Raw genomic sequence first — 26,005 nt, forward strand, 5'->3', positions numbered from 1 at the left:
CCCAAAATCTCTTATTTTCCCAGATTAATGTCATCTGCCAACTCTTTTGCGGACTGACGGCAGTCTGCCATGATCTTGTCAACGTCGCATACAAGAACCTCTCTGTCCTTCATCAGAACCTTTCCGTTGCACACCGTGGTCACTACATCCCGTCCGGTAGTGCCAAACAGGAGATGACCGTTTACATTGTCCGCCCTCATAGGTGTAAGAGGATTATAGTCCATTACGATCACATCCGCAGATGCACCTGGCTTTAATACGCCCAACGGCTTGTCAAAATAGCGGTTTGCGATCACGGCATTGTTCTCAAAGAGCATCTGCGGTACCTCTCCCCAGGCTGCATTAGGATCGCAGAGGTGGTGCTTGTGGAGGATGTTTGCCACCTTCCAGGATTCCAGCATATCGTGGGTATAGCCGTCTGTTCCAAGTCCGGTCACAATACCCTTATGGACAAGTGCCATGGTTGGAGGACATCCGCAGGCATTTCCCATATTGGATTCCGGATTATGTACCACCATGGTATCTGTTTCTTTGATCAGGTCCATCTCATGCTCGTTGATATAGATGCAGTGTCCCAGAAGGGTTTTCGGTCCCAGGATATTCCAGTCATAGAGACGGTCTACAATGCGCTTATGATGCTCCTTTAGGCACTGGTGAAGGTCATAAATTCCTTCCGCTACATGAATATGATATCCTACTCCCTCCGGTTTTAACTCATTGCACAGCTCCATTGTCTCATCTGAGATAGTAAAGGAAGCGTGCATACCCATCATTGCCGCGATCATACCGGTGTCATCTGCCAGGGCATGTTTGATAAAGTTCACATTTTCCATTACGGATTCCCTGGATTTATCCATTCCGTCACGGTCAGAGATCTCATAGCAGAGGCAGGTACGGATTCCCAGGTCCTTTGCAGCCTCTTCAATAGCGCTTAAGGAGCCTGTGATATGTCCAAAGCTTGCATGGTGATCAAATACAGTAGTTACACCGTTGCGGATGGAATCAATGTAGGTTGCGTATGCAGAAAGCTTTGTCTGCTCCAGTGTCAGATGGCGGTCAATAGTCCACCACTGTCCGTCCAGGATATCCAGGAAGCCCTGAGGATTATAACCTTTGATGCTTAAACCTCTGGCAAAGGAGCTGTAGATATGCTCATGGGTGTTGATAAACGCAGGCATGATCAGCCCGCCCCTGGCATCCACAAACTCTGCATCCGGATATGCTTTCTTTATTTCATCAGTTACCCCCACCATCACTATGGTGTTACCATCCATTGCAACTGCTCCGTTCTCCAGAAATGCGTTGGATGCGTCCCTTGTAATCATTCTTCCGTTTCCAATAATCAGCATATGGTTTCCCTCCTTTTGCCTGTTAAAAATAACTGAATCTCGGGCAAAAACCTAGCCCGCCTTTAGATATTTTATACTATCAATGTATCATAAGTCCTAAGTAATTTCAATAGAAAACTAAAAAATATTTTGGTATTTACAAAATTTTTGTAGTCAAGTTTTTTTTGCCTGAAATTCCTAACAAAAAAGGCTTCCTGTATTTGTCGTATATTACTGAAAAAAGTTTCTGCCTGGAAAACGCAAGCAACCAAAAAGGAACGCCGCAGTCTGTGTATCCATGAACTGCTTCGTTCCTTTTCTCAGTTTCTTTCTTTGATCAAAAGCCTGTAGTATATCTTATTTTGCCGGCAGGGTACTGATTACCCGAAATCCGCACTTTCCTTTTTGCCAGAGATACTCGTCTATCTCCACCTCAAAGCCCTCTCCGTTTTTTACATGCCATTCATAAAAGGTGCGTTTTGTGTCCGCATACTCCTCCATAATGTTCATGATCGTTCCTCCATGGACAACAAGCGCTGCCCGGGAATTGCTTTTTCTTATGCACCCCGATACTGCCTTCTGAAAGCCCATAAGACTGCGCTTTTTAAACCCTTCCCTGCTCTCTCCTCCCGGAAAGGGCAGTGTTCCCCCGGAGTCCACCCATTCCTGATAATCCGGATTATCGGAAAGCTCCATATAATTTTTGTTCTCAAAATCCCCGAAATCACATTCCGACAGTTCCTCAACAATATTGAGCCGTTTACCCGGAAACAGGATCTGAGCCGTCTCTGTACACCGGACGAGTGGACTTACATAAACAGCCTCCGGTTCGGGATAGGAAAGCTTTTTCAATGCCTCCCTGCCTTCCCTGCACAAAGGCTCGTCTGTCCTTCCTATGTAACGTGATACCTTATTTCCCTCCGTCTGTCCGTGGCGGATCAGCCATACCTTAAGCACCCTTGATCACCGTCCCGATTCCGCAGACAACACGGGTCACTTTCCTGCTGCCGGCTGCCAGCTTTGTGCAGATACGCCCCACAGCTTCACGAAAAGCCCTGTCAAAAGCATCCACAGGTACCACACCGTATCCAACCTCCTGGCATACCAGAATTACTTCCGGATTGTCTTTCATGATTTTTTCTGCCAGCCCCGTAATATCGTGACCGGCTTTTAATTCCCTGCGGATAAACTCCTGGAAATTCATGATCCCCTCTGCCTGAAGAACTCCTGCCTCGTCCAGATCTTCTCCCTGCTGCCAGGTAATATCCGGATGTTCTGTTTTTGCATAATCGCCTTTTCCCTGAAAGGCTCCTCCGATGATCATTTCCATACTATACTCCTATAAACGCGGATGCAACAGCCAGGATCAGCGCCATGCCAACCTCGCATAAGCAAAGGAAAAAGCCAGCCAGATCCCCTGTTATCCCGCCAAAATATTTCATTGCCATATGATGATAATAAACAAATACCAGCACAGCTCCCCCAAAGGCGAGAATGCCCATCAAGGGCTGAATCCATATCATAAGTGCCAAAAGCAGCACCAGATAAATGATCAAAACATTACGCACTATGACATCCTGGGCCTTTTTGGAAAACTCTGCTACCGTACCATCCTTTCTCGCTTTTGGAAAGGTCACTACACTGATTCCGGAAAAGCACCGGGAAACCATAAATCCCACGGCCATCAAAGAAAGTGCCGTTTTATTCTCCCACATCTGGCTGTAAGCGCCGTACCAGCACAAAAAGTAAACGCAGGATGTGATCACAGCAAAGGCGCCTGCATTGGAATCCTTCAGGATCTCCAGTCGCCTGCTCCTTTCCTGCCAGGAACTCATGGCATCAGAGGTGTCCAGAAGCCCATCCACATGGATTCCCCCTGTGATAAAAACAGGAATCACCACCAAAATCACTGCCACAAAGCTGTGATCCAGAGAAAAGCGCATTCCCGCATAACCTGCAAGAAGGGTCAACGCTCCGATGACAGTGCCGATAAACGGGAAAAAGCAGAAGGTATACTTCATGTTTTCCTTTGTCCAGTCGGCTCTTGGCATGGGAATCTTGGAATACATGGCAAATGCTACCTTGAAATTGTTCCAAAGGCTTTTCATGATATCCGCCCTCCTTTATGCCAGACAGGAATTCCATAAACCACTTCCACCACTTCATCCGCAAAAAGCGCCAAAAGCTGGTTGATCTTTCCCAAATATTCCTGGTAACGGACCGTATCACCCTGATAGCAGGCAGCCTCGGAAAAGATTTCATTCGTCACGATCACCAGATGGCGGACCTGTTCCGAAAGCTCCCGCACACCACGGAAAACTTCGCTCACAGTTTTTTCATGGGCACCATCCTCCTGATACATTTCGTTTGCAACAAGATTTGACATACACTCCAAAAGCACAATACTGTCCTGCGGAAGGAGAAGTCCTCCCAGATTCGTATAACGCTCCACCGTCTCAAAACCCTTTCCTGAGCGCAGCAGTCTGTGACGTTTCACCCTTCTCATGCTTTCTTCATCATAGGGGTGCATGGTGGCAATATAGATCCTGCGTCCGTCCCCCAGAGAAACAACCCGGTCTTCCGCGTACGCAGATTTCCCGCTTCCGCTTCCGCCTGTCACCAAAATCATCATATTATTTTAACTCCTCATACTGGTCTACGTTAATATCCTCAAAGGTACTTAATGTATTGTAGAGGGTCGCTCCCATATCAATGAACGGACAAAGCGCGATAGCTCCCGTACCCTCTCCCAGACACATGTCTGCATGAAGCACCGGATCTTTGCCCATATGTTCCAGGATCAGATGCGCTGCCGGTTCCTTTGACACATGGCTTGCGATCATATAGTCACCCGCCATCGGGCAGATCATTTTTGCGATCAGGGCAGATACACAGGAAATGAAACCATCCATAAGAACCGGCATTCCAAACGCCGCTCCTCCTAAAAAGACACCTGCCATTCCTCCAATATCAAAGCCGCCAACCTTAGCCAGCACATCGATGGCATCCTGGGGATCCGGCTGGTTTAACTCGATTGCCTTCTTGATGGCATTTATTTTGCGCACCAGGCCCTCACTCGTAAGCCCTGCGCCTCTGCCTGTCATGGCTTCCACCGGCTGCTTTAAAAGAACGGAAGCAACGGCGCTGCTTGTGGTGGTGTTTCCAATTCCCATTTCACCTGTGGCAAGCATCTGGTATCCTTTTTCTTTTAACTCCTTGACCACATTAATTCCCGCCTCGATTGCTTTTACTGCTTCTTCTCTTGTCATGGCAGGACCCTTGGTCATGTTTTTTGTACCATAGGCCACCTTAAAATCCCTGCGGGCGGTGGTATCCGTCACCATTCCCACATCTACAGGCATAATATCCACACCGCACTGATGGCACATCACACAGGCTGTTGTCGTCTCATTAACAAAATTATCCGCCACGATTGCGGTAACTTCCTGCCCGGTCTGGGTAACGCCTTCCTCAACCACGCCATTATCTGCGCACATGGCTACCAGGACTTTTTTGCTGATATCTGCTTTTTCCTGCCCTGTAATTCCCACGATCTGCGTAATAATGTCCTCCATTTTTCCAAGTGAATGAAGCGGCTTGGCAATGTTGTCCCAGCGCTTTTTGGCAATTTTCATTTTCTCCTCATCCAAGGGTTTTACCTGTGAGATTGCTTCTTCCAGTGTCATAGTTCTTTCCTCCATTTTTTCAGCTTCGTTAATTTTTCCTTCCGGTTGTAAATACAAAAAATTTGCTGAATATGTAATTCAGGATCAATACGATAAATTGAATGATAAATTTCCCTGCCATATCCATCATACCTGCCGCTTCCACGAGGAGCCATACGCCGCCCACCTCTATCACCATCGTGACCAGCCGCGCACTTATAAATTTGCAGAAGGGTCTGATATGATCTCTCAGGGTTTCGCATTTATCCTGAAATACATATTTAGAATTTACCAAATAAGCGAAAATAATCGCTAATATTACAGAAATAATGTTGGCAATGGTAAGCCCAACGCCTGCATGGCGCAGAATAAAAAAGCTTACCAGATTTACCAGCGTGGTACAGCCGCCAAAAAATACATAGCGCACCATGTCATTTTCGTATAGTGCTCTGATCCTTTTTTCCATAGTCATCTCCTGTCAGACTTTATCCTGATGCGCCTCATCGTACACATCCTTATTGCCGCGGACAATCTTTGAAACAATGTACCGCGGACGCCGTTTCACTTCCTCATAAATTTTCGCTATATAATAGCCGATAATCCCCAGACTCACCATAATGGCACTTCCGATCAGCAAAAGTACGATCAGTGTGGTGGTATAGCCTTCCACTGCGTGCCCGCGAAAAAACTGGAGCAGGGAATAGATGATCAGTATCAGGGAACAGCCAAAACAGGTTCCTCCGATAATGGTCACAAACTGCAGCGGAACTGTGGTAAATGCCACGATATTGGTAAAGGCATATTTGATCAGTGACCAACCGGACCACTTCGACTCCCCTGCCTCGCGCTCCCGCACTTCAAACTCCACAGCGGTACTGCGAAATCCAACCCACGATGATGTTGCACGGAAAAACATGTTTCGCTCCGGCATAGACAGTATACTGTCTACGGCCTTTCTGTCCATCATTTTGAAATCGGATGCGTTCTGCATATCCACTTTTGTTGCCTTGGTCATAATTCCATAAAACAGTCCGGCGCTTTTTTTATGAAGGATGCTTTCTTTTCCTCTGCTGGATTTTACTCCTTCGATGACCTCATAGCCCTGTTCCCACAAATGGAACATTTCTATCAAAGTTTCCGGTGGGTGCTGCAGATCACAGTCCATCACAGCCACCACATCTCCCGACGCCTGCGCCAGCCCTGCGTAAACAGCCGCTTCCTTTCCAAAATTCCTGGAAAAATGGACTCCCAGAACATTGCTGTCTCTCTCTCCTGCTTTTACGATCCTGTCCCATGTGCTGTCTGCGGACCCATCGTCCACAACTACCAACTCATAGGAAATGCCCGCAGCGCTTAAGGTTTCCTTCAGCACGCTGCATGCCTTTTCCACCATCAATTCCTCGTTATATGCTGGCAGAACCACTGATAATCTGCTCATATTCTCATCCTTTTATCTTTTTATATTTGTCCGCCGAACATTAACATTATATTACAATTTTCTATCCGATTCAACCGAAAAACAAGTTCTTAAGGATTCTTAAGCGAAGCGAAGTAAAAAACCTGCGGTACATATTTCTATGCACCGCAGGCCATAAGCTCTATGATATCAGAGCTGTCTTTATATGATTATTCTTCTGTTTCTGTGTGAAGAGTAACCAGCTTCTGCAGATATTCAAATCTTGCCTTAGCCTCAGCCTGGTTCTTAGTGAACAGTCTTTCAGCCTTCTCAGGATTCTGACGCTGTAAGGAGTTATAACGAACCTCGCCGTTTAAGAACTCACGGTAATCGGTCATATCCGGAGCCTTGGAATCAAGTGTGAACTTGCTTCCTTCTGCTGCAGGATTGAATCTGAAGTTGTGCCAGTATCCGCACTTAACAGCCAGTTCTTCCTCGGTCTGAGCCTTGGACATACCTTTCTTGATACCATGGTTGATACATGGAGCATAAGCGATGATCAGGGATGGTCCCGGATAAGCCTCTGCCTCTGCGATTGCTTTGATTGCCTGGTTGAAGTCAGCACCCATGGAAATCTGAGCAACATATACATAACCATAGCTCATAGCGATAGAAGCCATATCTTTCTTCTTCACTTCTTTACCGCCTGCTGCGAACTGAGCGATTGCACCGGTAGGTGTAGACTTGGAAGCCTGTCCGCCTGTGTTGGAGTAAACCTCAGTATCGAATACCATAACGTTGATGTCACGTCCGCTTGCGAGAACATGGTCAACACCGCCGAATCCGATATCGTATGCCCATCCGTCACCACCGAAGATCCACTGGGATTTCTTAGCCAGGAAGTCTTTCTGAGCAAGAATCTCTTTTGCCTTGTCACATCCGCAAGCTTCCAGAGCTGCTACTAATTTATCGGTAGCTGCGCCGTTTGTTGCTCCGCATGCAAAGGTATCCAGCCATTCCTGACCAGCAGCCTTTACGTCCTCGTTTGTACCGTTTGCTACTACATCTTCAACCTTAGCTTTCAGACCGTCACGGATTGCTTTCTGAGCGAGAAGCATACCATAACCGAACTCAGCGTTATCCTCGAATAAGGAGTTGCCCCATGCAGGACCCTGACCCTTAGCATTTACGGTGTATGGTGTGGACGGTGAAGAGTTACCCCAGATAGAGGAGCAGCCTGTAGCATTTGCAATGTACATTCTGTCGCCGAACAACTGGGTGATCAGTTTTGCGTAAGGTGTCTCGCCACAACCTGCACAAGCTCCGGAGAACTCAAGCAGAGGCTGTTTGAACTGGCTTCCCTTAACGGTTGTCTCTTTAAATTTAGCGATAACATCTTCCTTAACCGGAAGTTTTACGCCGTAATCAAAGTATTTCTGCTCGCCAAGATTTGCTTCCAGGTTTTCCATAGCAAGGGCTTTTGCACCTTTCTTGCCTGGGCAGACATTTGCACAGGAACCACATCCTGTACAGTCAAGTGCGGAAACAGTCATGGTGAACTTGTATTCTTTCATACCGGTCATCGGTAATGTCTTGATTCCTTCCGGAGCTGCAGCAGCCTCTTCCTCTGTAAGAGCTACCGGACGGATAACTGCGTGCGGGCAGACATAAGCACATCTGTTACACTGGATACAGTTTTCCGGATTCCATACAGGAATATTAACAGCGATACCACGTTTCTCGTATGCAGCAGAGCCGGACGGTGTGGTACCATCTACGTAATCCTTGAATGCAGATACAGGCAGGCTGTTTCCTTCCTGAGCATTTACTTTTGCCTGGATGTTATTAACGAAGTCGATAACTTCCTGACGTCCCTCGGTAGCATTGGTCATGTGCAGACCTTCGTCAGCAGCATCTTTCCAGCTTTCCGGAACCTGAACCTCAACAACCTGTTTTGCACCAGCGTCGATTGCAGCCCAGTTCTTCTGAACAACGTCATCACCTTTACGTCCGTAAGTAGCCTTTGCAGCAGCCTTCATCAGGTCGATAGCCTGCTCTTCCGGAATGATACCGGTCAGTTTGAAGAATGCGGACTGAAGGATCGTGTTGATACGTGTTGGTCCCATGCCGGTCTCGATACCGATCTTAACACCATCGATGGTGTAGAATTTGATACCGTGGTTTGCGATAAATGCTTTTACCTGTCCTGGTAAGTGTTTCTCAAGACCTTCCATATCCCATGCACAGTTCAGAAGGAATGTACCGCCGTCTACCAGCTCCTGTACCATGTTGTATTTGTTTACATAGGACGGGTTGTGGCAGGCAACGAAGTCTGCTTTGTGGATCAGATATGTGGATTTGATCGGTTTCTTACCAAAACGTAAGTGAGACATGGTAACACCGCCGGACTTCTTGGAGTCATAATCAAAGTAAGCCTGAGCGTACATGTCTGTGTTATCACCAATGATCTTGATGGAGTTCTTGTTAGCACCTACAGTTCCGTCAGCGCCAAGACCCCAGAACTTACAGTTGGTTGTTCCTTCTGGTGTGGTTACGAGAGCTGCGCCTGTCTCAAGAGAAAGGTTTGTAACGTCATCCACAATACCAAGAGTGAATTTAGCTTTTGTTGTGTTCTCGAATACTGCTACGATCTGTGCCGGAGTCGTATCCTTGGAACCTAAACCGTAACGTCCGGTAAATACCGGTACATCCTTGAACTGGCTGTCTTTCAGAGCAGCTACAACGTCAAGGTACAGAGGCTCGCCAAGTGCGCCTGGCTCTTTTGTTCTGTCCATAACAGTGATCTGTTTTACAGATGCAGGGATTGCGTCGATCAGGGCCTGTGCACAGAATGGTCTGTACAGACGAACCTTAACAACACCAACCTTTTTGCCTGCTGCCATTAAGTAGTCAATGGTCTCCTCGATGGTATCGTTTACGGAACCCATAGCTACTACTACATGCTCTGCATCTTCTGCACCATAGTAGTTGAACAGTTTGTAATCGGTACCGATCTTTTCATTTACTTTGTCCATGTATTCCTGTACGATTGCCGGAAGAGCATCGTAGTATGGATTACATGCTTCTCTTGCCTGGAAGAAGATATCCGGGTTCTGAGCGGAACCTCTCTGGCACGGATGATTCGGGTTCAGCGCATGGTTGCGGAACTCCTGGATGGCATCCATATCAGCCATATCCTTCAGGTCTTCATAATCCCATGTTTCGATTTTCTGGATCTCGTGGGATGTACGGAATCCGTCGAAGAAGTTGATAAAAGGAACTTTACCTTTGATCGCTGCCAGATGTGCAACCGGAGTTAAGTCCATAACTTCCTGTACGGAAGACTCACACAGCATAGCGCATCCTGTCTGACGACATGCCATAACGTCAGAATGATCACCAAAGATAGAAAGTGCATGGGAAGCAAGAGCACGAGCGGATACGTTGATAACGCCCGGTAACTGCTCACCAGCGATTTTGTAGAGGTTCGGAATCATAAGTAACAGACCCTGGGATGCTGTGTAGGTAGTGGTCAGGGCACCTGCTGCCAGAGAGCCGTGTACTGCACCTGCTGCACCAGCCTCGGACTGCATCTCTGTAACCTGAACTTCCTGTCCAAAGATGTTCTTTCTTCCCTGGGTAGCCCACTCGTCTGTTGCCTCAGCCATAACAGATGAAGGGGTGATCGGGTAAATAGCAGCTACATCAGAAAAAGCATATGATGCATGAGCGGCTGCATGATTACCATCCATGGTTTTCATCTTTCTTGCCATAGTTTGTTATTCCTCCTTAAAGGTATGATGAAAAATTATTTCTAGACCACAATGTGTCTAAAATTCCGGTTTTAATTATAGCATATATTTTAAAAGATGTCTATTTTGTTTGCCTTTTTTTTGTATATTATCACATACAAAAAAGCAGAAACTCCGAAAGCTCCTGCCTTTTCTGAAAGCCTTTATTCTTTTCTTTCCAAAATATCCTGCAGGGATTTTCTTCGCAGCATTGACCAAAGCTCTCTCTGGATCTCTGCCAGCTCCCTATGTACCAGACAGGGCAATCCGTCCTGCCCATCTCTGACGCACACCATCCCCGGATCCATACACTCAATGATAAATAATTCCGGATCAATTGCAGAATAAACATCATACAGGGTCATCTCATCCAATCCTCTGTTCAGTGCATAACCGCCGTGAACCCCTCGAAATCCTTTTACGATTCCCGATTTCTGCAGCTTCTTTAAAATCTTGTATGCAAAAGGAGCTGTTATGGCTTCCTTTTCACAGATTTCGCTTACACTGAGCCTCGCCTCTCCAGCCAGGGCGCGAAGCACCCTCACCGCATAGTCACACTCTCTCGTAATAAACATAATTCCGTACCTTTCTTCTAATGTCTAAGAACTTCTAGTGTACTGTATTTCCTCTCCCAACTACAGAAATTATATCAATTTTATACATAAATTTCAACTAAATGGTCAAATATATTTAACCACGACTGTTCCACTATTTTATTTCTCACCAAATATCAGAACAAGCCCTACGAGCAGGATGACAATCCCCAGAATATACCGCAGCCATTTGCTCACCGCTCCAAAACGCGGATTCTCAATTGCTTTATTTACATAGCTGTATCCGGTTCCCGCTGCCAGCAAAAGGATGCTGTGTCCCAGGGCATAAAGAACCATAAGAAGAATACCCCACCACGCGTTTCTTCCAAGCTGTGCCACCAGCGCCAGCAAAGCAACCATGACAGGGATAGCACAATGGGATGCGAATACCCCTCCCAGCGCTCCTGTGAGGAAAGCTCCGGCATAACCTTTTTTGGTGTTCTTTTCGGAAACATGGATATGCGGAATAACGTTTATGACACCGAAAACCTGAAGCGCCATCAGAATCATCAGGATACCCATCAGGATCGCCCACCAATGTCCGGCCTCGTGCATGAAATGACCGATGGCGGATGCCACAGAACCAAAGACGCCGAAGGTCACAGCCATTCCAAGTGCCATTGTTAGTGAGAGTCTGAAAGCTTTTGCCGGCTTTGCCCCGGTAGCGCCCACACAGGTGAGAACCATAGGCACCGTAGCCAGTGAGCACGGCGTAAAGGAAGTGATCAATCCTGCTGCCAGGCTTAAAAGCGGCGCCGCCCACAGATTTTCAGACATGATTTTTGTTAATGTGTCCAGTATTGCGCTCATAAAATCTCTTCTTTCTTTCCAAACTATAACAATATCGTTCTACTCTCCTGCTTTCTCCATGATTTCCCGGCAGATAGCATCCGCACTGCGTCCATCAGTTTTCACCGAGAAATCTGCCGCAGCCTCATATTTCGGTCTCCGCACTTCCATCAGTTCCCGGATGTATTCCACATTCATATTCCCTTCCAAAAGCGGACGGTCATGGCAGTCCCGTATTCTCTCGTATACCGTCTCCGGCGCAGCCGTCAGAAGGACGATCCTACCGTGTTTTTTCATAAGATTCACATTGCACTGCCGCATCACCGTTCCTCCTCCGCAGGAGATCACGATATTTGCCCTTCCGGAAAGCCGTCCCAGAAAAGCTGTTTCCAGTTCTCTGAAATACGCTTCCCCTTTTTCGCGGAAAATATCAGGAATGCTCATTCCTTCCTCCCTGACGATCTCCTCGTCCATTTCTATCTGCTCCAGCCCGTAAGCTTCATGGAGACAATGGGAAACCGTGCTTTTTCCTGTTCCCATAAATCCTGTAAGATAAATCTGTCTGTTCTTCATTTTCCTCTTCCAATCTTTTTCTGTACTTGACACTAAATCCCTTTTATGGACAAAACCCTCCGGCTCTATCCTTCCGCGTATTATAACACGCTCTTATTTATTTTGTAAAGAACAAGTCAAACAGGCGGAAATAGCTGCAAATAGCAGCTTTCTGCCATAAAAAGTAAGGGAAAATGAAAATAATTCTTGCAAATTTCCCAGTTTACGTTAGAATGGAAATCGGCTATACTAAACAAAGAAATAATTGAAGTGATTTTTTACAGAAAAGCTAAGAAGAGGTAAATTATGATTTCAGCAAACAATATTACTTTGCGCGTTGGAAAAAAAGCGCTTTTTGAGGATGTAAACATTAAGTTTACAGAAGGCAACTGCTACGGTCTTATCGGAGCCAACGGCGCCGGAAAATCCACATTCCTTAAAATTCTTTCCGGTCAGTTGGAGCCAACAAAGGGCGATGTTGTGATCACCCCTGGGCAGCGTCTTTCCTTTCTGCAGCAGGACCATTTCAAGTACGACGCTTACCCTGTTCTGGATACCGTTATCATGGGAAATGTCAGACTGTATGAAATAATGAAAGAAAAAGAGGCCATTTATGCAAAAGAGGACTTCACCGACGAAGACGGCATCCGCGCCAGCGAGCTGGAGGGTGAATTTGCAGAGATGAACGGATGGGAAGCAGAATCCGATGCTGCCACCCTGTTGAATGGTCTTGGCGTGGATACGGAATTCCATTATACACAGATGGCAGACCTGACCGGAAGCCTGAAGGTAAAGGTTCTTCTTGCCCAGGCATTGTTCGGAAATCCGGATATTCTTCTCCTTGACGAGCCTACTAACCATCTTGACCTTCCTGCTATTGAATGGCTGGAGGAGTTCCTGATCAACTTTGACAATACGGTGATCGTGGTTTCCCATGACCGTTACTTTTTAAATAAGGTATGTACGCATACCGCTGATATCGATTACGGCAAGATCCAGCTCTATGCCGGCAACTATGATTTCTGGTATGAGTCCAGCCAGCTCCTGATCAAACAGATGAAGGAAGCCAATAAGAAAAAAGAAGAAAAGATCAAAGAGCTGCAGGAATTTATTTCCCGTTTCAGCGCCAATGCTTCCAAATCCAAGCAGGCAACCTCCCGTAAAAGAGCTCTGGAAAAAATCCAGTTGGATGAGATGCGTCCCTCCAGCCGTAAATATCCCTACATTGATTTCCGTCCGAACCGCGAGATCGGCAATGAGGTATTGATGGTTGAAAATCTTTCCAAGACCATTGACGGTGTTAAGGTACTTGACAATATTTCCTTCACCCTTGGTCACAACGACAAGGTTGCTTTTGTCGGTGCCAATGAGCAGGCTACCACTGCCCTGTTCCGGATCCTTATGGGAGAGATGGAGCCGGACGAAGGAAATTATAAATGGGGTGTCACGACCTCCCAGGCATATTTCCCTAAGGACAGTACCCAGGAGTTTGACAATGACCTGACCATCACCGACTGGCTGACCCAGTATTCTGAGATTAAGGATGCCACCTATGTGCGAGGTTTCTTGGGCCGTATGCTGTTCCCTGGCGAGGATGGCGTAAAACGTGTCCGTGTCCTCTCCGGAGGTGAAAAGGTGCGTTGTCTTCTTTCTAAGATGATGATCTCCGGCGCCAATATCCTTCTTCTGGATGAGCCTACCAACCATCTTGACATGGAATCCATCACAGCATTAAACAACGGACTGATCAAATTTCCGGGTGTCATTCTTTTCACCTGCCATGACCATCAGTTTGTGCAGACCACTGCAAACCGTATTATGGAGATTCTTCCTAACGGCACGCTGGTTGACAAGATCACTACTTATGATGAATATCTGGCAAGCGATGAAATGGCAAAGAAACGCCATGTTTACCAGGTAAATGAGGCAGATGCACAGGATAACTGATAAAAGTTAAAATTTTCCGGCAAAAAGCTCCGAACCAATACGGCCCGGAGCTTTTGTTATTTTTTGCTTAGCTATTTTACTACTGCCTTGATACTCAGACAGTCTGTGGGATACAGGAAAGATGCGTAGCTTCCTTTGGTAGGGGTCATGACACCGGAATAGGTTCCCGGAAGAAGCATTAATGTATATTTTGTCTTGCCGTTTGCAGAATCATAATCCAACCTCTGAGACTTGGTTACCTTCTTATTTGTCAGGCTCTTGAAGGCCAGGTCATTTGCACGGAAGTTATAAGTCTCATAGGATGTTTTGTTCAGGGTTCTCTTTACAACAGTTCCTTTTCTTGCAGCAAAAATCACAGGCGTATAGGATACATTGCCCCGGGTGCGATTAAAGTAAACGGTTTTGCCTTTTGTAATATTTACGGTTTTCAAAGGCTTATGGCTTGCTGACTGCTTCTGGAAGGTAAGCTGTTTTGCCGCTGATGACGTTGTTTTATAGTTCACATTCATCTTGATGCTTCCGGATTTTACATAAATGCAGGCAACAAGCCCGGATTTTGAGCTTTGCGAGGTTTTTAAGTAAGTAGAGCTTTTTACATTTCCGGAATCTTCACGGCAATCCGCTGTTGCAAGCGCTGCTCCATCATAAGAAAATACGATATCATATCTGGTATTCTTTGTCTGAGGAACAATGCGGTATGTATACTGGGTAATTTTATTTACATTCGTATTCGTATTTACCAGATGATAGCAGCTTCCTGCATTCAGCTTTGCTGTTATCCTTTTTGTACGGGTCGTAGCGCCGAATACTGTCACAGCACTTGCCAGCAGCATGACTGCTGTCAGCATTACCATGACCAGCCTTCTTAATCTTTTCTTCTCTTTCATATTCCTCAGCCTCCTTAATTCTCATTTACAGTAATGTCCGCAAGCTTGCCCTTCGTCACAGCAAGCAGGTCCTGTACCGGAACCTTAAGCGTCAGTCCAATTCGTCCCCCGCTTACGTATATCTCCTGGAAATCCCCGGCAGTCGCATCAAAAACAGTAGGAAACGCTTTTTTCATGCCAATGGGACTGCACCCTCCCCGAACGTATCCGGTAATCCTGGTAATGTCTTTTACATGGATCATATCAACAGCCTTTTCCCCCACTGCCTTTGCCGCAGCCTTACGGTCTACCTCTTTTTCAATCGGAACTACAAATACGTAAAAGCCGCCGCTTTTGCCTTCCATCACAAGGGTTTTAAAAGACTGTTCGTACGGCGCCCCAGTGAGATCAGCACTATGAATTCCATCAACAAATTCATCACATTCGTAGACAAGTGTCTCGTATTTCACCTTCTGACGGTCCAGCATCCGCATCGCATTTGTTTTCGCTTCCTTTGCCATATTTTCTGTCAACCTCCTATAATGTTCTGGCTGATTGTAGTTTAGCACAAATGGTCGGTATAATCAACGGCAATTGCTATTCGTCAAACTCCAACACAGCGATTTTAAACCTGTCTGTCTCCTTTTTCTCGATCACTTTTCCGCTTCTGCTTTTTAACCTCTCACTGGCAGGATAAGGTTTACTCATACCCAGCGCATCCTCGATCATATAGGTGTAAAAGCTGGTTTCAAACTCCTTCACTTCATAAACCCTGCCAACCTCCAGCATTGGTCCGTTGTCTTCTATCGAAAATTCCATTGTTCTCATAGCATTTCTCCATTTACGTAAACTAGGTTTCTTTTATTATACTATAAAAAGTTTTAATTTTGTAAATTAACCTTTCTTTTATCCTCGCATATGATAGAAAAAAAGGAGCCTTTGGGAAACTCCCAAAAGCTCCAAACTATTGATTTTAAAAGCTCTATGAATTAGAACTTGCCTTCCTTAGCAGCTTCCTCAACGGAAACAGCTACAGCAACAGTAGCACCAACCATCGGGTTATTGCCCATTCCGATCAGACCCATCATCTCAACGTGAGCCGGTACGGAGGAAGAACCTGCAAACTGAGCATCAGAGTGCATACGTCCCAAGGTATCGGTCATACCGTAGGAAGCAGGACCTGCTGCCATGTTGTCCGGGTGAAGGGTACGTCCTGTACCGCCTCCGGAAGCAACGGAGAAATATTTCTTTCCTAACTCAACGCATTCTTTCTTATATGTACCTGCAACCGGATGCTGGAAACGTGTCGGGTTAGTGGAGTTACCGGTGATGGAAACGCCAACGTTCTCATGGTGCATGATCGCAACACCTTCCTGAACGTCATCTGCACCGTAGCATTTTACAGTAGCGCGAAGTCCGTCAGAGTATGGTTTCTCATATACAACGTTTAATTTTGCTTCTTTGTAGTCATATTTTGTCTCTACAAATGTGAAGCCGTTGATACGGGAGATGATCTGAGCAGCGTCTTTTCCAAGTCCGTTCAGGATAACGCGTAATGGTTTCTGACGTACTTTGTTTGCCTTCTCAGCGATACCGATAGCACCCTCTGCTGCTGCAAAGGACTCATGGCCTGCCAGGAAGCAGAAGCACTCTGTCTCTTCTTCCAGTAACATCTTTCCAAGGTTACCATGGCCAAGACCTACTTTTCTGTGGTCAGCAACAGAACCAGGGATACAGAAAGCCTGAAGGCCCTCTCCGATCGCTGCAGCAGCGTCAGCAGCTTTTCTGCAGCCTTTTTTGATTGCGATAGCAGCGCCTACGGTGTAAGCCCAGCAAGCATTCTCAAAGCAGATAGGCTGGATCTTCTTAACCTGCTCATATACATCAAGTCCAGCATCTTTTGTAATTTTCTCAGCTTCTTCGATGGAGCTGATTCCATAGCTGTTTAATACAGCATTGATCTGGTCGATTCTTCTCTCATAACTTTCAAATAATGCCATTTTCGTTCGTCTCCTTTCGTTCCCAATTACTCTTGTCTCGGGTCGATAATCTTAACAGCATCTGCTACACGGCCATACTGACCTTTTGCCTTTTCCCATGCGGTGTTAGGGTCATCACCTTTTTTGATGAAGTCAGTCATTTTTCCAAGAGAAACGAACTGGTATCCAATAACCTCATTATCCTCGTCAAGAGCGATACCTGTTACATAGCCTTCTGCCATTTCCAGGTAACGAACGCCTTTTTCCTTTGTTGCGTACATAGTACCAACCTGGGAACGAAGTCCTTTTCCAAGATCCTCAAGTCCGGCACCGATTGCAAGACCGTCATCAGAGAATGCACTCTGAGTACGTCCGTAAACGATCTGAAGGAACAGCTCTCTCATTGCTGTATTGATTGCATCGCAGACTAAGTCAGTGTTCAAAGCTTCCAGGATAGTTTTGCCCTGAAGGATCTCTGCTGCCATAGCTGCAGAATGGGTCATACCGGAACATCCGATTGTCTCAACAAGAGCTTCCTCGATCACGCCTTCTTTTACGTTCAGGGACAGCTTACATGCACCCTGCTGCGGAGCACACCAGCCAACACCGTGTGTAAAGCCTGAAATATCTTCGATTTTTTTAGAATGAACCCATTTTCCTTCTTCCGGAATTGGAGCTGGTTCATGTTTTGCGCCCTTAGCTACAGGACACATGTTTTCAACTTCCTTAGTGTAAATCATTTTAAGACTCCTTTCAGTATGGATTGACTTATGCGTTGTTAAAGACCTAACAACCTAGCGTTATTTTCTCACAAAATGCTTCATTCGTCTAGTCATATTTTGTAAAAATACGCACAAAAACTTTGTGAGAACCGAACAAAATTCATGGAAAACCATTTCCGTATGTGATAGAATAATTCTCATATTACAGGAAAGCAGGAACAACCATGGAAAAAACTACCCCAAACTCATTTTTGCCCGAAAAATACAGAATTCTCAGCGGCAGCGCCTTAAAGGTACTGGCTATGGTGATCATGCTCATAGACCACACGGCGGCTTTTTTGCTGAACCGGTACGCACCTGCCACAACCACTCTTTTTACTCTGGGAAATACCGGATTTTCTATTTACCGCATTATGAGGGATGTAGGGCGAGCCGCCTTCCCCATCTTTTGCTTTCTGTTAGTGGAGGGCTTCCTTCACACCCATGACCGCCGGAAATACGGCCTGAACCTTCTGGTTTTTGCCTGTATTTCAGAGATTCCGTGGAATTTTGCCCACGGAGGCGAGCTTTTTAATCCCGCCAGACAGAATGTATTTTTTACCCTGTTTCTGGGATATCTCGCCTTCTGTGCCCTTGACTATTACAAAGACCGTGAAACCATGCAGCTTCTTTGTATGCTGGCACTTTTTGCCGTATCCTGGTATCTTCATGCCGATTACGGCTGGCGCGGATACGTGTTTCTGCTGATCATGTACTGGCTTCACAATAAAAAAGCAGCTCAGGCGGTGATCGGAAGCTCCTGGCTGTACTATGAATGGAAGGCATGCTTTGCTTTTCTCGCTATTAATATGTACAACGGAAAGAGGGGCTTTATCCGCGGAAAAGGCGCAAAATATTTCTTTTATGCCTTTTATCCGGTACACATAGCCATTCTCTACATTTTGCAGACGATCCTCTTTCCGTTATAACTGCGAAGCATTACTGCTTCGCAACAATCTCATCTTTGTTTTTATAAATACTGTTGGCAGGTACACAGCCTCTTACCGGGGAAAGGGGATAGATATTGGTGCATCTGCCGATTACAGTTCCAGGATTCAATACGGAACCGCAGCCTACCTCCACATTGTCTCCCAGCATTGCGCCGAATTTCTTTAAGCCTGTCTCGATCTGTTCTTCTCCGTCTTTTACGATTACCAGCTTCTTGTCAGACTTTACATTGGAGCAGATAGATCCTGCTCCCATATGGGATTTATAACCCAGGACTGCATCTCCTACGTAATTGTAATGAGGAACCTGAACCTTATTAAAAAGCACCACATTTTTCAATTCTGTGGAATTTCCCACTACACATCCCTCTCCCACAAGCGCCTTGCCTCTGATAAAGGCACAGTGGCGTACCTCAGTATCCTTGCCGATAATAGCAGGACCATTGATGCAGGCTGTCGGAGCTACTTTCGCGGATTTCGCGATCCAGATATCTCCTTCATGGTAGTCATACTCCTCCGGGTCCAGCGTTTTTCCAAGCTTTACAATAAAATCTCCGATCTCCGGAAGAACCTCCCAGGGATATGTTTTTCCCTCAAAAAGCTCTTTTGCAATGGTCTGGTCAAGATCCAGCAGATTTGCAATGGTAAAATCTTTCATCATGATGATTTTCCTCCTCGTTTTGATGCAGCCGTAGTTTTTTCCGGCTTCTTATAATACTGTGCCGCAGCATCAAAAAACTGCCGCAAAGCGTATTGATAGTTGCTGGCCTCCACCTGGTTGGTACGGATGCGCACAAAATGCTCCAGCTTATCCATATATTCCTGTTCCGTAATACTGCCCTCCGCCACGTAGGTCAGCCCCTTTTCCCAGCTTGCCGTAAGCTCGGGGTTTAATAGCTGCCGGATGGAGCAATTCACCACATCGTAAATCATCTCTCCCAAAAGAGTCGGTGTAATCACCTGTGTCTTTTTATTCAGGGAAAGATACTGGATGTGAAACAGCTTTTTCAGAATTTCTGCCCTTGTAGCGCTGGTACCGATCCCGCTGCCCTTGATCTGCGCCCGCAGCTCCTCGTCTTCGATGAGCTGTCCCGCATTTTCCATAGCCAGGATCATGGAACCGGAATTATACCGTTTCGGCGGCGATGTCTCTCCTTCTTTGATGCTCAGGCCATCTACAGGAAGTATATCATTCTTTTTTAATCTCTGCAATGCGTTAAGCAGCGCTTCGTCACAGGAAATCTCCGTTTCCCCGTCCCCTTCGCGGGATTTCTCTCCTTCCTCTCCTTTTTTTCTGGAAAAAGAATTGGATGCTATTTTCAGATAGCCTTCGCTTAACAGTACCTTAAAGGACGAAAAAAAGGCTTCCTTCTCCATCTTTGTCACCAGGGAAACTTTCTGGTAAATAGCCGGAGGATAAAAAATACTCAAAAAGCGGCGCACGATCGTCTCATACACTCTTTGCGCGGTCTGGGAAAGCTTTTGCAGCGCTCCCAGTCCCTGCCCGGTGGGAATGATGGCATAATGGTCCGTGATCTGCTTGTCATTTGTATATCGCGTTTTTGCAATGTTTTTATAGGTTCCAAGCTCCAGAGCTTCCTTTGCCGCTTCCCCGACAGGGCCGTAATTCTTCAAGCCTGCAATATTTTTATAAATCTCCTTTGCCACCGCTGTGGACAAAACCCTGGCATCCGTTCTCGGATAGGTCACCAGTTTTTTCTCATAAAGCTCCTGCACAATGGCAAGAGTTTCGTCCGGGCTTATCTTAAACAGCTTGGAGCACACGTTCTGAAGCTCCGCAAGATTAAACAGAAGGGGCGGATTTTTATTCTCCTTTTTGCGTTCCACCTTTTCCACCCCGCAGGTAAGGGGCGGATTCACGCTCAATTCCTGGATCAGCCGTTCCGCATCCTCTTTTTTGCGGAAGCCGTTTTCCTTATATAAAACCGGGGACTGGAAATAGCGGCTTCCCTCCACCGCTCTCCACTCTCCGTCGAATTTTTCTCCTTCAAGGGCAATGCTGCTGATTACCCTGTAAAACGGTGTTTTTACAAATGCCCGTATTTCTCTCTCCCTGCGCACCACCATTCCCAAAACGCAGGTCATGACACGGCCCACGGAAATAGCCTGGTATTTAGAGCCCAGATAGTTGGAAACGCTGTTTCCATACCGCAGGGTAAGTACACGGGAAAAATTGATTCCCATTAGATAATCTTCTTTTGCCCGGAGGTAAGCGGAAGCAGACAGATTATCATACTCGGAAATATCCTTTGCCTCACGGATACCCCGCAGGATCTCTTCCTCTGTCTGGGAATCGATCCACACTCTTTTCTGGTTTTTACCCTTCACACCTGCCATCTGTGCTACAAGGCGGTAAATATATTCTCCCTCACGCCCGGAGTCGGTACACACATAGATGGTGTCCACATCCGGCCGGTTCAGCAATCCCTTTACAATATCAAACTGCTTCTGCACGCCGGGGATTACTTCATACTTAAATTCACGCGGCAAAAAAGGCAGGGTATCGAGACTCCACCTTTTGTACTTGATATCGTATTTTTCCGGGTAGCTCATGGTGACCAGGTGCCCTACACACCAGGTCACCACTGAAGTTTCAGACTCCAGATAGCCGTCCCGTCTTTGTCCGTTGATTTTTAAAGCTTTCGCAAATTCCTGAGCCACACTGGGCTTTTCAGCTATGTATAAAGCTTTTGCCATTATTTGTCTGCACTCATCTTTCTAAGCGGCCATGCCAGCAATACAGCACCGCCTACCATATTTCCAAGTGTAACGATCACCATGCTCTTCAGCATCAGACCGATGGACAATCCGTCAACCAGGCCAAGGCTGGTCACAAAAATTCCCATGTTTGCGATACAGTGCTCAAAGCCGCTTACGACAAAGCCTGAGATACACATCACGATCATCAGGAATTTTCCTGCCTCGCTTTTCAGCTTGATTCCGCAGAGTACACCCAAACATACAAAGAAGTTGCACAATACTGCACGGAAAAACATCTGGCCCATAGGGATCGTCAGCTTGTTGTTGATAAATCCACCAAAGTAATCTGCTGTGCCGGATGCGCCTGCGCCTACAAAAATCAGCGCAAAGATCAGACATCCCACAAAGTTTCCAATGTAGCTGACAAGCCATACTTTTCCGGCATCTCCCCAGGAAACGCTCTTGTCATATGCGCCGAATGCCATAACCAGGTTATTTCCGGTAAAAAGCTCGCCGCCTACAAGGCAGATCAAAAGTACTGCAATGGAGAAAACAAGTGCTCCCAGGAATTTTCCCCATTCCGGTGCTGTGCCTGAAAATACATTACCTACCACGTTGCTGTAGATCATAGCCACATCGATAAAGAATCCTGCCATGACCGCGCGAAGGAAATACTTCAGGAAGTTGCTGTTCAAAAGGCCGATCTTGCCTTTTGCAGCGTTTGAGAGTTTCTGTACGTCTTCGTAATTCATAAAACCACCTCCGCTAGTTTATGAAATTTTTATAGTTCCTAAACATTATAACACTTTGATGATTTTTTCACAATAAAAAGTGAGAAAAATGTTGCAATTAGTCAAAATATAGCCATTTTTCCTTCTTATCCGTCACCTGACCGATAACGTCAGACGGAATATTCAGCGACGACAGGGCCTTTTGCGCTGCTTTTGCGTCCTCTGGTGCAATAGACAGAAGAAGTCCTCCTGAGGTCTGGGGATCAAACAGGATATCCTGTACTGCAAGCTCCACCGCACCCATAGAGACATGTTCCTCCGCAAAATCCCGGTTCCGGTAAGCGCCCTGAGGTACCAGTCCCATGGAGGCATAGAGCCTTGCAGACTCCAAAATCGGAACAAGCTTCGTATGGATGAGTAGGGACTTCCCGCTTCCTCTCGCCATTTCCAGCGCATGTCCTGCAAGGCCGAAGCCAGTCACATCTGTACAGGCATGGATCCGCAATTCTCTCACCGCATCTCTGGCATATTTATTCAGCGTTGCCATGATCTCCACTGCTTCCCGCTGTTCCTCCTCAGAAGCCAGCTCTGCTTTTACAGCAGTGGTCAGGATTCCGGTCCCAAGAGGCTTTGTCAGGATCAGGAAATCTCCCTCCTGTGCTCCTGTGTTTTTCCACAGCCTGTCCGGATGCACAAATCCGGTAACACTCAGTCCGTATTTGGGCTCATCATCCTGAATGGTATGTCCGCCTGCCAGTACAGCCCCGGCTTCCATAACCTTATCAGCTCCGCCGCGCAGGATTTCTCCCAGAATCTCCGCCGGAAGACAGTTTGGAAAAGCCGCAATGTTCAAAGCAATCTTAGGCTCCCCTCCCATGGCGTAAACGTCGCTTAAGGAGTTTGCGGCAGCAATTCTTCCAAAGTCGTAAGGATCATCCACAACCGGAGTAAAAAAGTCAAGTGTCTGGATGGTTGCAAGCTCGTCTGATATCCTGTACACTGCAGCATCGTCTGAGGATTCCGTGCCAACCAGAAGGTTTTCATCATAAAATCTCGGCAGCCTGCCCAAAACTTGGGCAAGGGTCACAGGACCTACTTTCGCCGCTCACCCGGCAGTATGGGCATACTGGGTAAGACGTATCTTTTCTTCTCTGCTCATGGCTTCACCTCCTATCCTGGTAAGTTCTTTTATCTTAGCATAAAACTGCTTTTCCGTAAAGGCGGTAGCTTTACAAAAAGGGTACTGCCGATGTCGATGCAGTACCCTTTTTGTTTTATTTTGCCTGGATATATCCTTTTGCTTTCAATGTCTCTGCGCAGAGAACAGCACCGCCTGCTGCACCTCTCACAGTATTGTGGGAAAGTCCGATAAATTTCCAGTCATAAACGCTGTCCTCACGGATCCTGCCCACGGAAACGCCCATACCGTTCTCAAAGTCCACATCTGCGGTTACCTGAGGACGGTTGTCCTCCTCTAAATACTGGATAAACTGCTTCGGCGCACTTGGAAGCTCAAGCTCCTGCGGAATGCCTTTAAACTCTGTCAGTTTCTGAATCAGCTCTTCCTTTGTGGCTTTCTTTCTGAATTTTACAAATACAGCAGCGGTATGTCCGTTGAGAATGGGAACACGCACGCACTGGCAGGTGATCACAGGCTCAGCAGCCGGTACGATCACGCCGTCTTCGATCTTACCCCAGATACGGAGCGGTTCTTTCTCGCTCTTTTCTTCCTCACCGCCGATAAACGGGATGATGTTATGCTCCATCTCCGGCCAGTCCTTAAAGGTTTTACCTGCGCCTGAGATTGCCTGATAGGTTGTGGCAACTACTTCATATGGCTCAAATTCTTTCCATGCCGTAAGCACAGGTGCGTAGCTCTGAATGGAACAGTTTGGTTTTACTGCGATAAAACCTCTCTTTGTGCCAAGACGCTTCTTCTGATGTTCAATGACTTCAAAATGCTCCGGATTGATCTCCGGAATTACCATCGGGACATCCGGTGTCCATCTGTGGGCGCTGTTATTGGAAACAACAGGTGTCTCCGTCTTTGCATAAGCTTCCTCGATGGCTTTGATCTCTTCTTTTGACATGTCTACAGCGGAAAATACAAAGTCAACGGTAGAAGCAACCTTCTCAACCTCATTTACATTCATGACCACAAGATTCTTCACTGCTTCCGGCATCGGCGTGTCCATTTTCCATCTGCCGCCTACAGCCTCCTCATAGGTTTTTCCTGCACTTCTGGGGCTTGCAGCCAGTGTAACCACCTCAAACCAAGGATGATTCTCCAAGAGAGAAATGAATCTCTGTCCCACCATTCCGGTAGCTCCTAAAATACCAACTTTTAACTTTTCACTCATAACAATATCTCCTCATTTCCATTTGTGTGTCTTTCCTTAACGCACATTTGTGTTTTCATCACATGCTACAACAAACTGCATAAAAAATCAAGCACTTTTTTCAAGATATTCCCTGCTGGCACTGATCACCTGCTCCATCACATCAGGTCCCGGAGCTCCCAACGTGATCCGCTTCTCCACACAGGTTCGCATACTGATCGCCTCGTAAATATCCTCCTGGAAAACAGGGCTGACAGCCTGATATTCTGCCAAAGACAAGTCATCAAGAGAAATTCCCTTTTCGATACATTTCAATACCAACTGACCTACGATTCCATGGGCATCCCTAAACGGCACGCCGTGATTTACCAGATAATCCGCCGCATCGGTGGCATTGGTAAAGCCGTTTTTGGCACTGGCTTCCATATTTTCTTTGTTAAACTGCATGGTAGAGACCATCCCTCTGAAAAGGGCAAGGCAGCCTTTCACAGTGTCAATGGCATCAAAGGTCAGCTCCTTATCCTCCTGCATATCTTTATTGTATGCAAGCGGAATGCCTTTCATAGTAGTCATAATGGACATGAGCGCCCCATAGACACGTCCGGTCTTTCCTCTTACCAGTTCGGCAATGTCAGGATTTTTCTTCTGGGGCATAATGCTGCTTCCTGTACTATAGGCATCATCGATCTCCACAAAACGGTACTCATTGGAATTCCACAGGATAATTTCCTCGGAAAAGCGGCTGAGGTGCATCATGATGGTAGAGAGTGCGGATAAAAGCTCGATCACATAATCCCTGTCTGACACGGAATCCATGCTGTTTCTGGTCGCCTCGTCAAAACCCAGAAGCTCTGCTGTATATTCTCTGTCAAGAGGATAGGTGGTACCTGCCAGTGCGCCCGCGCCCAACGGACAGGTATTCATACGTTTACGGATATCAGACAGTCTCCCGCGGTCACGGCGGAACATCTCAAAGTAGGCCCCCACATGGTGAGCCAGTGTGACAGGCTGTGCTTTCTGCAAATGCGTAAAGCCCGGCATGTAAGTATGTACATTCTCCTCCATGATCTTTAACAAAGCCTCCAGAAGCGCTTTCACTTCTGCGTCAATGGCATCGATCTCGTCTCTCACATAAAGCTTCATATCCAGTGCAACCTGGTCGTTTCGGCTTCTGCCTGTGTGGAGCTTTTTGCCCGCATCCCCGATCCTGTCGATCAGGTTCGCCTCCACAAAGCTGTGGATATCCTCATACTCAGCAGTGATCTCAAGCTTTCCTGATCTCACATCCTCCAGAATGCCATCCAGTCCCTCTGTGATCTTATCCTTCTCCGTGGCGGTAAGAATGCCCTGTTTTGCAAGCATCGCAACATGAGCCTTGCTGCCTCGGATATCCTGCTCATAAAACTTCTGGTCAAAGGAAATGGATGCGTTAAAGTTATATACCAGTTTGTCCGTTTCCTTAGTGAAACGTCCACCCCAAAGCTGTGCCATAGCTGATTCCTCGTTTCTTTAAAATATTTCTGTGCCCAATGTCTTGATCCGGCACCTTTCAAACATGCCTTAGTGTATCACATTTTTCTCAAAATATAAAGTATTTGAT

25 protein-coding genes are annotated in these 26,005 nt (G+C 46.5%); 2 read left to right on the forward strand and 23 right to left on the reverse strand.

From position 1 onward, the window contains the following. Positions 1-11: 11 nt before the first annotated feature. From ssnA to ACESZH_RS07465, 12 genes are all read right to left on the reverse strand, one after another. Positions 12-1,349: a putative aminohydrolase SsnA gene (ssnA, locus tag ACESZH_RS07410; protein ID WP_373213900.1), complete on the reverse strand. Its 1,338-nt coding sequence runs from the start codon at positions 1,347-1,349 to the stop codon at positions 12-14. A gap of 336 nt (positions 1,350-1,685) precedes the next feature. Continuing rightward, the gene (locus tag ACESZH_RS07415; protein ID WP_373213902.1) at positions 1,686-2,285 is read right to left on the reverse strand and encodes a histidine phosphatase family protein; all 600 of its coding nucleotides are present in this window, start codon (positions 2,283-2,285) and stop codon (positions 1,686-1,688) included. Further along, positions 2,278-2,658, reverse strand: coding sequence for a bifunctional adenosylcobinamide kinase/adenosylcobinamide-phosphate guanylyltransferase (locus ACESZH_RS07420; RefSeq protein WP_373213904.1), 381 nt, complete (start codon positions 2,656-2,658; stop codon positions 2,278-2,280). Before ACESZH_RS07420 ends, ACESZH_RS07415 begins: the two co-directional genes overlap by 8 nt. Position 2,659: 1 nt before the next feature. Further along, the gene (gene cobS / locus ACESZH_RS07425; protein WP_373213905.1) at positions 2,660-3,436 is read right to left on the reverse strand and encodes an adenosylcobinamide-GDP ribazoletransferase; all 777 of its coding nucleotides are present in this window, start codon (positions 3,434-3,436) and stop codon (positions 2,660-2,662) included. Then, on the reverse strand, positions 3,433-3,960 hold the full coding sequence (locus tag ACESZH_RS07430) for a bifunctional adenosylcobinamide kinase/adenosylcobinamide-phosphate guanylyltransferase (RefSeq protein WP_373213906.1): 528 nt from the start codon (positions 3,958-3,960) through the stop codon (positions 3,433-3,435). The genes cobS and ACESZH_RS07430 overlap by 4 nt, the downstream gene beginning before the upstream one ends. Before the next feature lies 1 nt (position 3,961). Next, positions 3,962-5,014, reverse strand: a complete 1,053-nt coding sequence (gene cobT / locus ACESZH_RS07435; RefSeq protein WP_373213909.1) for a nicotinate-nucleotide--dimethylbenzimidazole phosphoribosyltransferase — start codon at positions 5,012-5,014, stop codon at positions 3,962-3,964. Positions 5,015-5,042: 28 nt separating this feature from the next. Further along, positions 5,043-5,459: a GtrA family protein gene (locus tag ACESZH_RS07440; RefSeq protein WP_373213911.1), complete on the reverse strand. Its 417-nt coding sequence runs from the start codon at positions 5,457-5,459 to the stop codon at positions 5,043-5,045. A 12-nt stretch (positions 5,460-5,471) separates the two neighbouring features. Continuing rightward, positions 5,472-6,431 carry a glycosyltransferase gene (locus ACESZH_RS07445; protein ID WP_373213912.1) on the reverse strand — a complete coding sequence of 320 codons (960 nt, stop codon included), beginning with the start codon at positions 6,429-6,431 and terminating at the stop codon, positions 5,472-5,474. A gap of 188 nt (positions 6,432-6,619) precedes the next feature. Next, positions 6,620-10,162: a pyruvate:ferredoxin (flavodoxin) oxidoreductase gene (nifJ, locus tag ACESZH_RS07450; protein WP_373213913.1), complete on the reverse strand. Its 3,543-nt coding sequence runs from the start codon at positions 10,160-10,162 to the stop codon at positions 6,620-6,622. Between the two features lie 182 nt (positions 10,163-10,344). After that, positions 10,345-10,755, reverse strand: coding sequence for an Rrf2 family transcriptional regulator (locus tag ACESZH_RS07455; protein ID WP_373213915.1), 411 nt, complete (start codon positions 10,753-10,755; stop codon positions 10,345-10,347). Between the two features lie 138 nt (positions 10,756-10,893). Further along, the gene (locus tag ACESZH_RS07460) at positions 10,894-11,583 is read right to left on the reverse strand and encodes a cytochrome c biogenesis CcdA family protein (RefSeq protein ID WP_373213916.1); all 690 of its coding nucleotides are present in this window, start codon (positions 11,581-11,583) and stop codon (positions 10,894-10,896) included. Between the two features lie 39 nt (positions 11,584-11,622). Continuing rightward, positions 11,623-12,135 carry a shikimate kinase gene (locus ACESZH_RS07465; protein WP_373213917.1) on the reverse strand — a complete coding sequence of 171 codons (513 nt, stop codon included), beginning with the start codon at positions 12,133-12,135 and terminating at the stop codon, positions 11,623-11,625. A gap of 285 nt (positions 12,136-12,420) precedes the next feature. Here ACESZH_RS07465 and ACESZH_RS07470 point away from each other — a divergent pair, with 285 nt between their 5' ends. Continuing rightward, positions 12,421-14,061: an ABC-F family ATP-binding cassette domain-containing protein gene (locus tag ACESZH_RS07470; RefSeq protein ID WP_373213918.1), complete on the forward strand. Its 1,641-nt coding sequence runs from the start codon at positions 12,421-12,423 to the stop codon at positions 14,059-14,061. A 71-nt stretch (positions 14,062-14,132) separates the two neighbouring features. Here the strand turns inward: ACESZH_RS07470 and ACESZH_RS07475 are convergent, their stop codons facing one another. The 5 genes from ACESZH_RS07475 to ACESZH_RS07495 all read right to left on the reverse strand — a co-directional run bounded on the left by ACESZH_RS07475 (position 14,133) and on the right by ACESZH_RS07495 (position 17,646). Continuing rightward, the gene (locus tag ACESZH_RS07475) at positions 14,133-14,948 is read right to left on the reverse strand and encodes a hypothetical protein (protein ID WP_373213919.1); all 816 of its coding nucleotides are present in this window, start codon (positions 14,946-14,948) and stop codon (positions 14,133-14,135) included. Positions 14,949-14,962: 14 nt separating this feature from the next. Next, on the reverse strand, positions 14,963-15,448 hold the full coding sequence (gene ybaK, locus ACESZH_RS07480; RefSeq protein WP_373213920.1) for a Cys-tRNA(Pro) deacylase: 486 nt from the start codon (positions 15,446-15,448) through the stop codon (positions 14,963-14,965). 76 nt (positions 15,449-15,524) lie between these two features. Next, a complete protein-coding gene (locus ACESZH_RS07485; RefSeq protein ID WP_373213921.1) occupies positions 15,525-15,755 on the reverse strand; it encodes a hypothetical protein in 231 nt (76 codons plus the stop codon). Between the two features lie 161 nt (positions 15,756-15,916). Next, on the reverse strand, positions 15,917-16,927 hold the full coding sequence (locus tag ACESZH_RS07490) for a GGGtGRT protein (protein ID WP_373213923.1): 1,011 nt from the start codon (positions 16,925-16,927) through the stop codon (positions 15,917-15,919). A gap of 26 nt (positions 16,928-16,953) precedes the next feature. Then, positions 16,954-17,646, reverse strand: a complete 693-nt coding sequence (locus ACESZH_RS07495) for an iron-sulfur cluster assembly scaffold protein (RefSeq protein ID WP_373213925.1) — start codon at positions 17,644-17,646, stop codon at positions 16,954-16,956. Between the two features lie 206 nt (positions 17,647-17,852). Between ACESZH_RS07495 and ACESZH_RS07500 the strand changes: the two genes are divergently transcribed. Beyond that, the gene (locus ACESZH_RS07500; protein ID WP_373213927.1) at positions 17,853-18,596 is read left to right on the forward strand and encodes a TraX family protein; all 744 of its coding nucleotides are present in this window, start codon (positions 17,853-17,855) and stop codon (positions 18,594-18,596) included. Positions 18,597-18,606: 10 nt separating this feature from the next. Here the strand turns inward: ACESZH_RS07500 and ACESZH_RS07505 are convergent, their stop codons facing one another. The 6 genes from ACESZH_RS07505 to argH form a co-directional block, all read right to left on the reverse strand. Beyond that, positions 18,607-19,275 (reverse strand): UDP-N-acetylglucosamine pyrophosphorylase, encoded by a 669-nt coding sequence (locus ACESZH_RS07505; protein WP_373213929.1) that lies wholly within the window; start codon positions 19,273-19,275, stop codon positions 18,607-18,609. Beyond that, complete coding sequence (locus ACESZH_RS07510) at positions 19,272-21,332, reverse strand: DNA topoisomerase (RefSeq protein ID WP_373213931.1); 2,061 nt, start codon at positions 21,330-21,332, stop codon at positions 19,272-19,274. Before ACESZH_RS07510 ends, ACESZH_RS07505 begins: the two co-directional genes overlap by 4 nt. Continuing rightward, positions 21,332-22,087, reverse strand: coding sequence for a formate/nitrite transporter family protein (locus ACESZH_RS07515; protein WP_373213933.1), 756 nt, complete (start codon positions 22,085-22,087; stop codon positions 21,332-21,334). Before ACESZH_RS07515 ends, ACESZH_RS07510 begins: the two co-directional genes overlap by 1 nt. A gap of 97 nt (positions 22,088-22,184) precedes the next feature. Continuing rightward, positions 22,185-23,225 (reverse strand): selenide, water dikinase SelD, encoded by a 1,041-nt coding sequence (selD, locus tag ACESZH_RS07520; protein ID WP_373213935.1) that lies wholly within the window; start codon positions 23,223-23,225, stop codon positions 22,185-22,187. Between the two features lie 115 nt (positions 23,226-23,340). Next, positions 23,341-24,426, reverse strand: a complete 1,086-nt coding sequence (gene asd / locus ACESZH_RS07525) for an aspartate-semialdehyde dehydrogenase (RefSeq protein ID WP_373213938.1) — start codon at positions 24,424-24,426, stop codon at positions 23,341-23,343. 87 nt (positions 24,427-24,513) lie between these two features. Continuing rightward, positions 24,514-25,896 (reverse strand): argininosuccinate lyase, encoded by a 1,383-nt coding sequence (gene argH / locus ACESZH_RS07530; protein WP_373213941.1) that lies wholly within the window; start codon positions 25,894-25,896, stop codon positions 24,514-24,516. Positions 25,897-26,005: the final 109 nt, after the last annotated feature.

The sequence above is a fragment of the Ruminococcus sp. 5_1_39BFAA genome, assembly GCF_964240875.1.
Lineage (GTDB): Bacteria > Bacillota > Clostridia > Lachnospirales > Lachnospiraceae > Blautia_A.